Raw genomic sequence first — 13,309 nt, 5'->3', positions numbered from 1 at the left:
GCCACGCGTCCACCACAGGCGGTGGCGTATGCTGGAATCGTCCGCCAGCGCTCGCCGCCAGCGGTGGAACCATGATGGAGAACCCATGAAATCCAGTTTCCGAACAGGCCGTACTCGAATCGAGCGGGACAGCATGGGCGAGCTGCGCGTGCCCGCCGAGGCGCTGTGGGGCGCGCAGACCCAGCGCGCCGTGCAGAACTTCCCCATTTCCGGTCAGCCGATGCCGCGCGGCTTTATCCGTGCGCTCGGCCTGATCAAGGCCGCGGCCGCCGACGTCAACGTCGGCCTGGGATTGTTGCCCAAAGGCGTGGCGAAGGCGGTCAGGACGGCAGCGCTGCAGGTCGCGTCTGGCGAGTACGACGCGCATTTCCCGATCGACATCTATCAGACCGGCTCCGGCACCTCGTCCAACATGAATGCCAATGAGGTCATCGCCAATCTGGCCTCAGCAGCGGGCAAGGCCAAAGTCCATGCCAACGATCATGTCAATCTGGGCCAGAGCTCCAACGATGTGATCCCCACGGCGATCCGCGTGTCGGCGCAGCTGGCGGTGGTGGAGAACCTGCTGCCGGCGTTGAAGCATCTGCGCCAGACTATCGATCGTCGCGGCAGGTCGCTGGCCAAAGTGGTCAAGACCGGCCGCACGCATCTGATGGATGCGATGCCGCTGACCTTCCAGCAGGAGTTCTCGGCCTGGTCGGCGCAGTTGAAATCGGCGGAAGATCGCCTGCAGGACAGCCTGAAGCGCCTGCGGCGCCTGCCCTTGGGAGGAACCGCGATCGGCACCGGCATCAACGCCGATCGCCGCTTCGGCGCCAGGGTGGCCCGTGCGCTGTCGACGATGACGAAGGCCCGCTTCGAATCGGCCGCTAACAAGTTCGAGGGCCTGGCCGCGCAGGACGACGCGGTCGAACTCTCCGGCCAGCTGAGCGCGCTTGCGGTGGCCCTGATCAAGATCTCCAACGACCTGCGCTGGATGAATTCAGGACCGCTGGCGGGACTGGGCGAGATCGAACTGCCTACGCTACAGCCGGGCAGTTCGATCATGCCGGGCAAGGTCAATCCGGTGATTCCGGAGGCCACGGTGATGGTGTGCGCGCAGGTCATCGGCCACCACACGGCGATTACGGTGGCCGGGCAGACCGGCAATTTCCAATTGAACGTGACGCTGCCGTTGATCGCCGCCAACTTGCTGGATTCGATCGAGCTGCTGAGTAACGTGTCGCGCTTGCTGGCCGATTCGGCCATTGCCGGGCTCGGCGTGCGCCAGGCGCATATACAGGAAGCGTTGGACCGCAATCCGATCCTGGTCACCGCGCTGAACCCGGTGATCGGTTACGAAAAAGGTGCGGCCATCGCCAAGCAGGCCTACAAGCAGAACCGTCCGGTGCTGGAGGTGGCAAGGGAAGTCACCGGGCTTCCGGAGAAGACGCTGAAAGCGCTGCTGGATCCGGCGCTACTGGCCAAGGGCGGCATTCACGGAAAGCCGGGCGGCGGCGCGGGTTAGAGCAATTTTAATTCAGCGCTACAGGGTCAGATCTATACAACCTCGTCATCCCAGCGAAAGCTGGAATCCATTTTGCTTTTGCCTTATGCGCCAAGTCGAAGATCAAGATGGATCCCAGCTTTCGCTGGGATGACGAAGAAAATTCGTCTCCGACTGAACCGGCGATCAGATATCAGCGTTTCTTTGTCTCGCTGTCAGCAGCAGCGGCGTCCGCTTGCGCGGCCGCGTCGCCGGATTCGGTGGCCGGATCGGCAGTCGCTTGGTCGCCTTTGACCGCCTTGGCCAGCGAGCTGCCGACTTCATTGCCTGCGGTGTAACTGACCTTCTGTTTCGATCCGCAATCGTCGACGTCCGAAGCGTCGATGGTGGCGTAAGGCTTGAATGCGGGAAGCTGGCTGGCGAGAGCGTCCTGGGAAACCTTGATGGTCACCAAGCGCTGGCACAGCCGCATCGCCTGCTGCTCGATCTTCTCGGCTTCGGCTTCTATTTTTGCGTCGATCTGGTCGCCATCGCCATTGATCGCCCCCTTGATGGCTTCGCTGACCGCAGTGCCCGCCAGTGCGGCGCCCTGTTTGCCGATGGCGATGCCGTCGAGGGTCATCGCATTCATTTCCTTGAGGTAGCTCTGCAGCAGCACACGCTGGGCAGGATTCACCGCGACCGCCTTGCCGCCGATGGTCAGCTCGCCATCAGCGGAAATTTTTGCGTCGGGCTGCCCATTGGCGCGCAAAGTGATGACCTTGCCGTTGCTGGTGACATTGCCGTTGTCGGTGGAGACATGCGTGCCCGGCTGGCAGCCGGCGATCAATGCGGCCAGGGAAAGTACGAGCAACGAGGAATGCATGATCTTCATGTGCATGATCTTCATGAGAGTCTCTTAGGTAGAAGTCAGTTGTCGCTCGGCACGCTGACGCGGCCGTCGATGCGATTGTGGTTCACCGAGCCGCTGCCTTTCGATTGGACGGACAGATCGCCGCGAATGTCCTGCACGTCGACATCGCCCGAACCCAGCGAAGCCACCCTCACACTGCCGGAAACGTCGCTGACCTTGGCGTCGCCGGAACCGACCGAACCGATTTCGACGTCGCCCGATGCGCCTTTCAGCTCGAAGTCTCCCGAGCCGACGCTGCCGACTTTGGCGGGGCCATGCACTTTTCTGGCTGAAAGGTCGCCGGAGCTGACCGAAATCACATGCAGCGAACCGATGTCCTCAAGGGTGATATCGCCGGAACCGACCGTTGCCGCTACTAGGCCACGGATGTGTCGGGCTTCCACGTCGCCCGAACCGACATCGGCGCTGAGCAGCGAGGCGCCGGTGACCACGGCGTCGCCCGACCCCACTTTCAGCTGCACCGTGATGTCGTCGGGCAGCGTTCCGGCGAGTTTCAGGTACGCATAGCTGTTACCGAAGAAGACACCGCCGAAAGCGCCTTCCCGCCGGGCGGTGACGTACAACTTGTCGCCGGCCTTGTGCTGAGTCAGCTTGAGTTGTTGCAGATATTCCTCGCTAGAGGCGCAGGCCTTGCCGCCGAGTGCGGCCTTGGCGCCGGCCGAGGCATCGATGGTCAGGTCGTTGTTGGCGATATCGAAGACCACCGCCTTCACGCCGGTCAGGTCCAATTTGAGATCGCGGGGCTGCGAGTGCTTGCATTCCGGCGACGCGGCAAAGGCCGCGGCTGGTAGCAGGAATAACAAGGGGAAAAGTGATTTGCGCATGGGGTACTCCATTGGAGCCGATAGCGTGGGGGCTGGAATGAGCGGCGCATTGGACCCAGCCGGGGTTCCTACTGGGCGCAGGCTCAGCGCGCGGCGAATTCGCTGCGGAGATCACGCTCACAGTCGTCGATGTCGTCGCGTTCGAGGTTGGCGTAGGGCTGGAACTGGGGCAGGTTGGCGGCCAATTGTTGCTGCGACTCCAGAACTTGCGGCAAGCGTCGGCAGATCTGCCGGACGAGCGGTTCGACATGCTGCTTCACTGATGCTTCCACGCGGCGCTCGAGGCTGCCGCTGAGGCCGCCTACAATGAGTCTGAACAATGAAACATCTGTGGCGTCGAGTGCTGCCATGGCGGCCCGCTCGCCTCCATCGATGCCTACCTTGGCCAGCTCGATGACCTGCCCACGATAATCGAGCAGCTGCTGGCGCTGCTGTGCGTTGATGGCTACCGCCTTGCCGTCGACGAGGAAGTCGCCCTTCGGGGTGATCTGGGCCGCCGGCAAGGAGTCATTGTCGGCGGATTTCCTCTTTCCGTTCTTGCCGAAATGCAGGCTTTTGTCGAGGGACAGGTTCTCGCTGTTCAGTTCGGCGCGTGCCTTGGCCATTTCGAGGCGGATTTCCTGGCGGGCGTCGGCCATTTCGTGTTTGATTTCCGCGCGGGTGTCCTCGGGAGGTGCGGATCCGGCGGCTTGCGCGCCTAACGGCAGCAGGACGCCGAGGAGGGCTATGGCAAGGGACTTGGTCGTGTTCATGACGCGATCTCTATTGGGTTGGAGGAGTGATTCGAGGAAGCTATCAATCGGCCAGTTCGCGCCAGCGGCGCAGGTAGATCGCGCCGATGATGCAGGCGACTCCGAACACCACGCCGATCCAGATGTCCGCGGTGGCGAAGGCCTGCCAGCTGGTGGTCAGGTCGACGGCGCTGGCCAACTGATCCGGCGTATCGATGTGGACGTTGGGGTCGATTGCGCCATGCTCCAGAGTGGGGTACCAGGCGCCAGGCACGACGCTCAGCAGACCGCGGTAGACCAGGGTGTACCAGACCAGATCGTGGCGGACGTCGACGCCCGGCAGGATCGAGGTCATGCTGGCGATCACGCAACCCAGCACCGGCAGCAGGACGGCCCACAAGAACGGCTTGCTGCGTGCCCATGCCGAGCACAGCATCAGCCAGCCCACTGTGGGCAGGGCCCACATGATGTAGACGGGCAACGAACCCAGCACGCCACCGATGATGCGCAGCGGATGCGAATCGGTGAACACCGCGGTGCCCGCACCCAGACCATTCACGGTCAGGGTCAGCGCCGAAATGATCCACAAGACCACGCCGATCAGGATGCCGACAGCCACGGCCGCGATAGGCGCCAGCACCAGGGCCCATGCCGCCTTAGAAAGCACCGTGCGCGTGTCCGAAACCGGCAGCGATTTCCAAAACAGCACGCTGCGATCGCGGCGGTCGTCGTACAGCGAACCCAGCGCGTAGAAGAAGACCACGAAAGCCAGCACGACCAAGGCCAGCAGCACACCTGCCAGCAGCACCCCGTCGCCGAACGCGCCGATGGCTTTGGCGACTTCCTCATGCGAGCCGTTGATGACGAACCCGTCGGCTCCCGCCGACCTGCGTCCGGCGATGCTGCCGATGATGGCCATCAGCAGATAGAGGAAGGAGACGATGGCGCCGGTGATCACTGGCGCCCATAAGAAACCGCCACGGTTTTCCCAGTATTCGCGCTTCAACAGCCATTTGAAGTTGTTGGTTTTATGCGTGGTGATGCTCGTAGTAGCGGGGGCGTTCATGCGTAGGTTCCTTTCATGATGGCCACGAACAGATCGGCCAGACCGGGGTTGCGCGTTTCGCCCAAGGCAGCGAGCTGTTGCCGGGATACGCCGTCGAAGAGCATCACGGTCTTGCCGAAGGGCAGGGCGCGTTCGTCGATGGGCTTCAGGGCGCGGGCTGCATCGACGTGTTCGGCCGATGCAAGCACTTCGGTGTAGCGGTCCGCGATTTCTTCCATCGGCGAGGTCAATACGATCCTGCCGTCGCGGATGAACATCACGTCGGTGAGGATGTTCTCGATCTCTTCCACCTGATGGGTGGTGATGATGATGGTCTTTTGTTCGTCGAAGTAATCCTCCAGCAGACGCTGGTAGAACTGTTTGCGGTACAGGATGTCCAGGCCCAGGGTCGGCTCGTCCAGCACCAGCAGCTTGGCGTCGATGGCCATCACCAGCGCCAGATGCAACTGCACGATCATGCCCTTGGACATCTCACGGACGCGCAGGTTGGGGTTGAGCTGGGTATTGGCGATGAAGCGTTCGCACTTGGCGCGATCGAAGCGAGGATGGATGCCGTCGACGAAATCGATGGCTTCCTTGACCTTGATCCAGCGCGGCAGCACGGCGACGTCGGCGATGAAACACACCTCGTTCATCAGCTCGTCGCGCTGCTTGCGCGGGTCCAGCCCCAACACCTTCAGGTCGCCGTCGAAGGGCACCAGCCCCAGGATCGCCTTGAGCGCGGTGGTCTTGCCGGCGCCGTTGGGGCCGATCAGGCCGATGATCTTCCCGGCTTCGATCTGGAAGCTGGTGTCGTTCAGGGCCAACTTGTTGCGATACGCCTTGCGCAGGTTGCGCGCGGTAATCACTGTGTTGGCGGTCACTGTATCTAAGCCGATGTTGTTGGCGACAGCGCTCATTTGGCACCCCCCTGGCGCAGCAGTTCTTCGGTGGACAGGCCCAAACGGTTGATGCGCTCGGCGACCGCCGGCCATTCGTCGTGCAGGAATCGTTCGCGCTCGCTAACGAGCAGTTTCTTCGCGGCTTCGTCGGTAACAAACATCCCCAGTCCTCTACGTTTTTCGACGAGTGCCTCGTCCGCCAGTTCCTGATAGGCGCGCGAGACGGTGATCGGGTTCAGCTGGTACTCGGCCGCCACCTGGCGGACCGAGGGCAGAGCGTCACCCGGCTTGAGTACACCGTCCAGCATCATCGCGATCACGCGATCCTTCAGCTGGCGGTAAATGGGAGCGCCGTCGCTCCACTGGATTGAGGTCAGAGTCATCATGGTTCAGCCCCGCGGGCGCAGTGATTGAGCAAAGGAGAAATAGGGCATCGACAGCGAGGAACGGCTGCGACGGTGTTTTCGCTCAACCGGGGCCACCACTTCATCGGTCGCCTGCACGGCGCCGGTTTCGATGGATTCGACCAGCGGACTGTCGTTGCCCAGGGTGTCATTGGCATGATCCGGAAGGCGATTAGCCTCGCCGTTTGCCATCAGCCCCACGGCCAACAGCGCGGTGCTGATGGAGAGGCTGGACAGTGTGGTGAACAGTTTGTGGTTCATGGGACCCCCGCTGCGTTGGGTGAGTGGTGTTGTATTGAACTATAACACCTAATCACGGCACGTCAATAGGTCATGTCAACTTTGTTACCCAACTAAAGGCATACTGCGCTCCGGCTTTCTTCCAGGTGTTCTAACAATGGCTAACGCATTGAAAATATTGATGATTATTGGATTTTTGATGGTCGGGCAGAACGCATTCGCCCAGGATTTGCTGGACCAGAACTACCGGGCACTGGCCGGGAAAACCGCCGTGAACCTGAAGGAAGCCTATGGCGGCGACGTCATTCTGGTGGTCAATACCGCAAGCAAGTGCGGTTTCACCCCGCAATACGAGGGCCTGGAGGCACTGCAGCGGAAGTACTCAGCGCGCGGTTTCACCGTTCTCGGCTTTCCTTCCAACGACTTCAAGGGCCAAGAGCCGGGCGAGGAAGCGCAGATCAAGGAGTTCTGCACGCTTACTTACGGCGTCAAGTTCCCGATGTTCGAAAAAGTGCACGTCAAGGGCGACGAGACGACACCGCTGTATCGGGAGCTGGAGAAAGCGACCGGCGTGTCGCCCGGCTGGAATTTCCACAAATACCTGATCGCACGCGACGGCACGGTGGTGGCGAACTTCCCAAGCAAGGTCAAGCCGGATGATGCGGCGTTGGTGGCTGCGATAGAACGCGAACTGAAGGCCAAGCGCCCCCGCAAATAAGCCCCGCGTCATCGTCGTCGCGCATGCGACAATATCCGTATTGCGCCGGATATCGGCGTCGGTTTCGAATTTTTTCAGGAGTTAGCAATGAAGCGGGCGATGCGCGGCGTAGCCGCATTGATGGCGGCGACTTTGGCAATGATGGGAGGCGACTTGTCGGCACAGACGGTGGAGAAAGGCGGCAAGACCGCGCTGGTGACGGAGAAAGACAAGGTCAGCTACGCGGTGGGTATGGACGTGGGCAGGTCTTTCCAACCTATCGCCGAATACATCGACATCGCCGCGTTCGAACGCGCTGTCGGCAATGTCTTCGCCGGCGGGCAGCCGCTGATCACCGAGACCGAAGCCAAGGCGACCGACGAAGCGCTACGTATGAACCTGGCGGTGAAGCAGGGAGCGCCTGTACCCGGCATGCCGCCGGGCTCGCAGCCGCCGGCCGTGGCCAAGGATAAAGTGGGTCTGATGCTGGGCAGCTTCGCGGTGGGTCCGTCGCTGGCGCCGCTGAAGGACGAAATCGATCTGCCGGTGCTGGTCCAAGCGGTGCGCAGCTCGCTGGCCAAGAGCGCGCTGCTGATGACCGAGCAGGAAGCGCAGGCCACCATGCAGGCCTACATGACCAAGAAGCAAAGCACCGCCGGGCAGAAGAACCGCGAGGAAGGAGCGGCCTTCCTGACCAAGAACAAGAACGAGAAGGGCGTCATCACCACGCCGTCCGGCCTGCAGTACATGGTGTTGCGCCAGGGCAGCGGCGCGCGTCCCACGCCGCAAAGCCGCGTGCGGGTGAACTACGAGGGTAAGCTGCTCAATGGCACCGTCTTCGACAGTTCCTACCAGCGCGGACAACCGGCCGAGTTCGGCCTGAACCAGGTCATCGCGGGTTGGACCGAAGGCGTTTCGTTGATGCCGGTGGGCGCCAAATACCGTTTCTGGATCCCGTCCGGCCTGGCGTACGGCCCCAACGGCGGCCAGGGTCCGATCGGTCCTGACGCAACGCTGACATTTGATGTCGAACTGATGGGTATCCTGCAGTAGTCCTTTTACTGAGCCAGTGAGTCCCCCATGCGGATAGCGATTTTTGGAACCGGTTATGTCGGTCTGGTTACCGGCACTTGTCTAGCGGAAGTAGGCCACGATGTGATCTGCGTCGATATCGACGCAGACAAGGTGCAAGGCCTGAAGCAGGGCGTGGTGCCTATTTTCGAGCCGGGCCTGCAGCCGATGGTGAAAGCCAACTATGAGGCGGGCCGGCTGGATTTCACTACCGACGCCGCCCTGGCCATCGCCCACGGCGAAGTGGTCTTCATCGCGGTAGGTACGCCGCCGGACGAAGACGGCAGCGCCGATCTGCAGTACGTGCTCAAGGTGGCACGCACCATCGGCCAGCATATCGACAGGCCGGCGCTGGTGGTCAATAAATCCACCGTTCCGGTGGGCACGGCCGATAAAGTACGCGCCGCCATCGCCTCGGAATTGCAGGCGCGCGGCGCCGAAGTGGCCTTCGACGTGGTTTCCAATCCCGAATTCCTGAAGGAAGGCGATGCCGTCAAGGATTGCATGCGCCCAGACCGCATCGTGATCGGTGCGGAAGGCGCGCGGGCGGTCGACAAGATGAAGCGGCTGTACGCGCCGTTCAACCGTAACCACGACCGCATCGTGGTGATGGATGTGCGTTCGGCGGAGCTGACCAAGTACGCGGCCAACGCCATGCTGGCGACCAAGATCAGTTTCATGAACGAGATCGCCAACATCGCCGAACGCGTCGGCGCCGATATCGAGCACGTGCGCAATGGCATAGGTTCCGATCCGCGCATCGGCTGGCATTTCATCTATCCCGGCGCGGGCTACGGCGGCTCCTGCTTTCCGAAGGATGTGCAGGCGTTGGCCCGGACCGCGCAACAACATCATTACGACGCACGCTTGCTCAATGCGGTGGAAGCGGTCAACGAATCGCAGAAAGGCCATTTGTTCGAACTGATCCAGCGCCACTACGACCTGGGCGAGGACGAAGGCGTGCGCGGCAAGACTTTCGCGGTCTGGGGGCTTTCCTTCAAGCCCAACACCGACGATATGCGTGCAGCTTCCAGCCGCCGTCTGCTGGAGCAGTTGTGGCAAGCCGGCGCCCTGGTCCGCGCCTACGATCCGGAAGCTTCCCATGAAGCTCGCCGCATCTTCGGTCAGCGCGATGATCTGGTGCTTTGCGATTCGGCCACGGCGGCAGTGCAGGGCGCCGACGCGCTAGTGGTGGTCACCGAATGGAAGCAGTTCCGCAGTCCGGATTTCGCGCGCTTGTACGCGGCGCTGGGCGATGCGGTCGTTTTCGACGGCCGCAACCTTTACGAGCCTGTCGACGTCGAGGCCGCGGGCCTGGCGTATTACGGCATCGGCCGAGGGAGATCCGTGCGTGCAGAGTGATCCGAAAGCGCTGGATCCGGCGTTGGAGCAACGACTGATCGAACTGGAAACCCGGTTAGCCTTCCAGGAGCACGCATTGGGAGAGCTAAGCGAAGCGCTCGCCGATGCGCGCGCCGAAGGCAACCGGACTTCCGAGCTGATGCGCAGCATGCTGTCCGATCTGCGCAAGGTCCGCACCGAGTTGTACGCCGACGCCACGGACGAACCGCCGCCGCCGCACTATTGATAGGCTGCGCGGCTCTACTGGTTTCTTTCTCCTGGCTCCGGTAGATACTGGAGCCAGCGACTCTCCCCACCGTCCACGACCATGACCGATTCCCTACGCGACCAACTCCTGGGGCTCGGCTTCAAGCCGGCGCCGAAGCCCGAAAGAAAACCCGAACGCAAGCCGGAGCGCAGGCCCGACTCCCGACCGGACAACCGACATGCCAGTGGCAAGCCTGCGGGCAAACCCGCTGGCAGGCCGGGCCAGGGTCCCAGGCCGAACAATGCGCCGCGTGCGGCGCAAGCCAAACCCGCTCGTTCGCGCGAGGAAATGGACCTGGCCAAGGCTTATGCCATCCGCGCGCAGAAGGAAAAGGACGAACGCATCGAAGCCGAGCGCCTGAAACAGGAAGAGGCGCGCCTGCGCCGTGAAGCCAAGGCCCGCGTCGAGGAGTTGCTGAAAGACAAGCCGCTGAATGATCCAAACGCGGAGATCGCCCGGCATTTTCCTTACGGCGGCAAGATCAAGCGCATCCACGTCAATGCGGAACAGTTGAAAGCGTTGAATGCCGGCGAACTCGGCGTAGTGCAGCAGAACGGCCGCTACTTGCTGGTCACCGCCGCGCTGCTGGCCGAAGCCGAAAGCATCTTTCCGGCTTGCGTAGCGCTGAAGGTCGATCCGGACGCGCCGGCTGGCGACGATCCGTACTCCGATCCGCAGTATCAAGTGCCTGACGATCTGGTTTGGTAGCCGAAAACAGCCAACGACTCATTGTCTGCCTGCTGCCCGGGCTCGATGGCACCGGCCGACTGTATAGCCGCCTGGCGACGGATTTATCGGGTGATTTCGAAGTGCGGATACTCGACTATCCGGTCGACGCATTCGATCGCTACGAAGCTCTTGCCGAAGCGCTCGCACTCCGCCTACCGCGGGACAGGCCTTTCCTGATCGTAGCGGAGTCCTATGCGGGTCCCTTGGCGGTGCTGCTCGCCGCAGCACGGCCATCCGGTCTGGTGGGCTTGGTCATCGCCGCTTCGTTCCTTCGCAAACCGATTGCGCAGGCAGGCTTGCTGTCTCGAATACTGCGATTCCTGCCTATGTCGGTAACGCCGCCGCTTCCCGTACTTGAGGCCGTCTTGATGGGAGGTTGGCATGACGCCGAAGTGAGGCGCGAGCTTGAATCGTCATTGCGTCTCGTCGAGCCGAGCGTGCTCAAGGCGCGTCTTATGGCGACGCTGCAGGTGGACGTCAGGGAAGAATTCCAGCGAATAACAGTGCCCGTACTGTATCTGCGGGCCAGCCGCGACCGACTGCTTCAAAGCGGCGTCGAGAAAGACTTCGCTATGCCCGGAGTGTGGCGTGTCGACATCGAGGCGCCGCATTTCGTATTCCAGGCCGTGGCTTCCGAGGCCGCGAACGCCATACGGAATTTCCTGCGGGATCGCGATATCTGGAACGGATGACCGATCAACGGCCCGGGGCTGGCGCGTTCCTCACCAGCCAGTACCACGCGATGACGGCGGCTAGCAGCGCAAAACAACCTGCCGCAAGAAACGCGACATCGCCGCCGAAATGCCAAAGCTGTCCGGCGGCCAGCGCACCGACCACGCCACCGACGCCCGAGGACAGGCCGTAGAAGACTCCCTGCCCGTGGCCGTTCATGCGTCCCGGAAAGAAACGCACCAACAACTGCATGACCGCTGCGAAGAACGCACCGAAGTTGAGGGCGTGGGTCAGCTGCGCCACGATCATCAGGGGAATGCTGTCGGGCCAGAGCGCAGTCGCCCACCATCGCAACGCTGCGCTGAGCAGGGCGAACGTCAGCACCTTGCCGGCGTCCCACCGCCGGAAGATGCGGCTGGAGAGGAAGAACACCCCGATCTCCGCCAACACTCCCACCGTCCAGAACACGCCCAGCATGGTCGCCGAATAGTGATGCTCGGTCAGATAGATCGAGAAAAACGTGTAGTACGGACCGAACGAGATCTGGGCAAGGAACGCGGCCACGAAAAAGGCGATCACCTGAGGGCGCTTCAGGCGCGCCCTGAAGCCTACGTGGTTCTCGTCATGCACCTCTTCGACCGGATGCGCGTAGCGATTAGCGAAGGACGATGCCAGCAGTCCCGCCAGCAACGGCAGCATCAGCCAGGGCAGGGTGCGCACGCCGAAACGGTCGAGCAGTACGCCGAATAGCGAGACCACCACGATGAAGCCGATGGAACCCCAGACCCTGATATGTCCGTAGCGATCGCTGCGCGCGCCCAAGTGCGACATGGTGATCGATTCGAACTGCGGCATCACCGCGTTGTAAGCGAAACAGAACGCACACATCACCGCGAACAGCCCGATGAAATCCAGCGGCAGCAGGAAGGCGGAGAAACTCATCAAAGTCAACAAGCAACCCAGGCGCAGCCAGCGGATGGGATGCGGAGAATGCGCCGCCAGCGTGGTCCAGGTGCTGGGCGCGACGATGCGGGTGGCGTACCACAGGCTCATCAGCACGCTGATCGCCGCTACCTCCATGCCACGCGACTTCAGGTATAGGCTCCAGTACGGCGTGAACGCGCCCAGTGCGGCGTAGTAGGCGAAGTAGAAGCTGGACAGGCGGACCGCAGGCACACGCGCCTCGGCGGTCGTTCGCTGCACGGGGTCAGCCATGGCCTTGAATGCTCAGAGCAGGTCCTCGACGGGCGTGTTGAGCAGCTCGCTGGCTTCGTGGGCGAAACGACGCAGGCTCGAAATGCCGAGGTCGCGGATCAGCGAATGGGTCTGGTGCGGAAGCACCGAGTCGTAGAGGTCCTGCGGTGCGATGTTCTTGCCATGCACGCCGGGAATGAATTCAACGCCGGCTGCCGCGTAGCAGTGCTGCACCATCGCCGAGCAATACAGTGCGCCTTCTTTGGCCAGCAGATTGTCGCGCTTGCGCAGGCGGGTGCTATGCATGGCGAACAAGGTGCCGACCAGTTCGCTGAGCGAATAGCTCGAGAGTCCCGACAACAGATCCAGTCCAGCGATCTGGACCTGACGGGTCTTCGTTTCGTCCAGCCCGAAGTCCAGAATGGCCAGGTTTGGAAACAGCTCGTCGTCAAAATAGCGGTCGGCGCGATTTTCCTGCACGCCCAGGCGTATCTGCCGATAGCGCAGGTCCAAATCGGATTCCAGTACCCACCAATGCCCGTCGAGGCGCTGTTCGCTGAAAATGAAAGCGTGCGACCACAGACTGCGATGCCCGTCGTTGGTCAGCGGGGCCTGCGCCTTGCGAATGATTTTGTTGATCCAGTCGCGCCCGCCGCACAAGCCGATACGGCCGGGTGCGGCATACTTGCGAATGAAAGCGGCATTGGCGCTGTCGGTGATGGCGTCCATGCGTGGATCCCAGGTCTACTATCGATTGATGGAAGGCTAAAACAGCCCCGGGCTCATTACCTA

General features: G+C 62.0%; 16 protein-coding genes. 7 read left to right on the top strand and 9 right to left on the bottom strand.

The window, feature by feature from the left end; translation table 11 throughout:
* The first annotated feature begins 85 nt into the window (after positions 1-85).
* Positions 86-1,507, top strand: a complete 1,422-nt coding sequence (locus AC1DTQ_RS04100; RefSeq protein ID WP_477848197.1) for a class II fumarate hydratase — start codon at positions 86-88, stop codon at positions 1,505-1,507.
* Between the two features lie 172 nt (positions 1,508-1,679).
* On the opposite strand, the gene AC1DTQ_RS04095 is transcribed toward AC1DTQ_RS04100, so the two are convergent.
* The 7 genes from AC1DTQ_RS04095 to AC1DTQ_RS04065 all read right to left on the bottom strand — a co-directional run bounded on the left by AC1DTQ_RS04095 (position 1,680) and on the right by AC1DTQ_RS04065 (position 6,566).
* On the bottom strand, positions 1,680-2,375 hold the full coding sequence (locus tag AC1DTQ_RS04095; protein WP_477848195.1) for a DUF2884 family protein: 696 nt from the start codon (positions 2,373-2,375) through the stop codon (positions 1,680-1,682).
* Between the two features lie 20 nt (positions 2,376-2,395).
* On the bottom strand, positions 2,396-3,223 hold the full coding sequence (locus tag AC1DTQ_RS04090; RefSeq protein WP_477848193.1) for a DUF4097 family beta strand repeat-containing protein: 828 nt from the start codon (positions 3,221-3,223) through the stop codon (positions 2,396-2,398).
* 83 nt (positions 3,224-3,306) lie between these two features.
* On the bottom strand, positions 3,307-3,975 hold the full coding sequence (locus AC1DTQ_RS04085; protein ID WP_477848191.1) for a hypothetical protein: 669 nt from the start codon (positions 3,973-3,975) through the stop codon (positions 3,307-3,309).
* A gap of 43 nt (positions 3,976-4,018) precedes the next feature.
* The gene (locus AC1DTQ_RS04080) at positions 4,019-5,020 is read right to left on the bottom strand and encodes an ABC transporter permease (protein WP_477848189.1); all 1,002 of its coding nucleotides are present in this window, start codon (positions 5,018-5,020) and stop codon (positions 4,019-4,021) included.
* Complete coding sequence (locus AC1DTQ_RS04075; RefSeq protein ID WP_477848187.1) at positions 5,017-5,919, bottom strand: ABC transporter ATP-binding protein; 903 nt, start codon at positions 5,917-5,919, stop codon at positions 5,017-5,019. The genes AC1DTQ_RS04080 and AC1DTQ_RS04075 overlap by 4 nt, the downstream gene beginning before the upstream one ends.
* Positions 5,916-6,278 carry a GntR family transcriptional regulator gene (locus AC1DTQ_RS04070; protein WP_310091597.1) on the bottom strand — a complete coding sequence of 121 codons (363 nt, stop codon included), beginning with the start codon at positions 6,276-6,278 and terminating at the stop codon, positions 5,916-5,918. Before AC1DTQ_RS04070 ends, AC1DTQ_RS04075 begins: the two co-directional genes overlap by 4 nt.
* Positions 6,279-6,290: 12 nt before the next feature.
* The gene (locus tag AC1DTQ_RS04065; RefSeq protein WP_477848185.1) at positions 6,291-6,566 is read right to left on the bottom strand and encodes a hypothetical protein; all 276 of its coding nucleotides are present in this window, start codon (positions 6,564-6,566) and stop codon (positions 6,291-6,293) included.
* 160 nt (positions 6,567-6,726) lie between these two features.
* On the opposite strand from AC1DTQ_RS04065, the gene AC1DTQ_RS04060 reads away from it, so the two are divergent.
* From AC1DTQ_RS04060 to AC1DTQ_RS04035, 6 genes are all read left to right on the top strand, one after another.
* Positions 6,727-7,263, top strand: a complete 537-nt coding sequence (locus AC1DTQ_RS04060) for a glutathione peroxidase (protein ID WP_477848183.1) — start codon at positions 6,727-6,729, stop codon at positions 7,261-7,263.
* A gap of 87 nt (positions 7,264-7,350) precedes the next feature.
* Positions 7,351-8,295 (top strand): FKBP-type peptidyl-prolyl cis-trans isomerase N-terminal domain-containing protein, encoded by a 945-nt coding sequence (locus AC1DTQ_RS04055; protein ID WP_477848181.1) that lies wholly within the window; start codon positions 7,351-7,353, stop codon positions 8,293-8,295.
* A gap of 27 nt (positions 8,296-8,322) precedes the next feature.
* Positions 8,323-9,675 carry a UDP-glucose dehydrogenase family protein gene (locus tag AC1DTQ_RS04050; protein ID WP_477848179.1) on the top strand — a complete coding sequence of 451 codons (1,353 nt, stop codon included), beginning with the start codon at positions 8,323-8,325 and terminating at the stop codon, positions 9,673-9,675.
* Complete coding sequence (locus AC1DTQ_RS04045; protein ID WP_477848177.1) at positions 9,665-9,901, top strand: SlyX family protein; 237 nt, start codon at positions 9,665-9,667, stop codon at positions 9,899-9,901. Before AC1DTQ_RS04050 ends, AC1DTQ_RS04045 begins: the two co-directional genes overlap by 11 nt.
* Positions 9,902-9,982: 81 nt before the next feature.
* Positions 9,983-10,630 carry a DUF2058 domain-containing protein gene (locus AC1DTQ_RS04040; RefSeq protein WP_477848175.1) on the top strand — a complete coding sequence of 216 codons (648 nt, stop codon included), beginning with the start codon at positions 9,983-9,985 and terminating at the stop codon, positions 10,628-10,630.
* Positions 10,624-11,343 (top strand): alpha/beta fold hydrolase, encoded by a 720-nt coding sequence (locus AC1DTQ_RS04035; protein WP_477848173.1) that lies wholly within the window; start codon positions 10,624-10,626, stop codon positions 11,341-11,343. Before AC1DTQ_RS04040 ends, AC1DTQ_RS04035 begins: the two co-directional genes overlap by 7 nt.
* Before the next feature lie 4 nt (positions 11,344-11,347).
* Here the strand turns inward: AC1DTQ_RS04035 and AC1DTQ_RS04030 are convergent, their stop codons facing one another.
* Both AC1DTQ_RS04030 and AC1DTQ_RS04025 read right to left on the bottom strand, forming a co-directional pair.
* Positions 11,348-12,538 carry an MFS transporter gene (locus AC1DTQ_RS04030; protein WP_477848171.1) on the bottom strand — a complete coding sequence of 397 codons (1,191 nt, stop codon included), beginning with the start codon at positions 12,536-12,538 and terminating at the stop codon, positions 11,348-11,350.
* A gap of 12 nt (positions 12,539-12,550) precedes the next feature.
* Positions 12,551-13,246: a hypothetical protein gene (locus AC1DTQ_RS04025; protein WP_477848170.1), complete on the bottom strand. Its 696-nt coding sequence runs from the start codon at positions 13,244-13,246 to the stop codon at positions 12,551-12,553.
* Between the last annotated feature and the right edge of the window lie 63 nt (positions 13,247-13,309).

This window comes from Pseudoxanthomonas sp. P4_B2 (assembly GCF_056402315.1).
Note: the sequence above shows the minus strand (reverse complement) of the source record. Positions and strands in the feature narration are given on the sequence as shown.

Coding starts and splice junctions, on each gene's coding strand:
- AC1DTQ_RS04080 (WP_477848189.1), bottom strand. CDS start 5,020: ATGAACGCCCCCGCTACTACGAGCATCACCACGCATAAAACCAACAAC.
- AC1DTQ_RS04095 (WP_477848195.1), bottom strand. CDS start 2,375: ATGAAGATCATGCACATGAAGATCATGCATTCCTCGTTGCTCGTACTT.
- AC1DTQ_RS04030 (WP_477848171.1), bottom strand. CDS start 12,538: ATGGCTGACCCCGTGCAGCGAACGACCGCCGAGGCGCGTGTGCCTGCG.
- AC1DTQ_RS04050 (WP_477848179.1), top strand. CDS start 8,323: ATGCGGATAGCGATTTTTGGAACCGGTTATGTCGGTCTGGTTACCGGC.
- AC1DTQ_RS04055 (WP_477848181.1), top strand. CDS start 7,351: ATGAAGCGGGCGATGCGCGGCGTAGCCGCATTGATGGCGGCGACTTTG.
- AC1DTQ_RS04090 (WP_477848193.1), bottom strand. CDS start 3,223: ATGCGCAAATCACTTTTCCCCTTGTTATTCCTGCTACCAGCCGCGGCC.
- AC1DTQ_RS04100 (WP_477848197.1), top strand. CDS start 86: ATGAAATCCAGTTTCCGAACAGGCCGTACTCGAATCGAGCGGGACAGC.
- AC1DTQ_RS04065 (WP_477848185.1), bottom strand. CDS start 6,566: ATGAACCACAAACTGTTCACCACACTGTCCAGCCTCTCCATCAGCACC.
- AC1DTQ_RS04040 (WP_477848175.1), top strand. CDS start 9,983: ATGACCGATTCCCTACGCGACCAACTCCTGGGGCTCGGCTTCAAGCCG.
- AC1DTQ_RS04060 (WP_477848183.1), top strand. CDS start 6,727: ATGATTATTGGATTTTTGATGGTCGGGCAGAACGCATTCGCCCAGGAT.
- AC1DTQ_RS04075 (WP_477848187.1), bottom strand. CDS start 5,919: ATGAGCGCTGTCGCCAACAACATCGGCTTAGATACAGTGACCGCCAAC.
- AC1DTQ_RS04025 (WP_477848170.1), bottom strand. CDS start 13,246: ATGGACGCCATCACCGACAGCGCCAATGCCGCTTTCATTCGCAAGTAT.
- AC1DTQ_RS04085 (WP_477848191.1), bottom strand. CDS start 3,975: ATGAACACGACCAAGTCCCTTGCCATAGCCCTCCTCGGCGTCCTGCTG.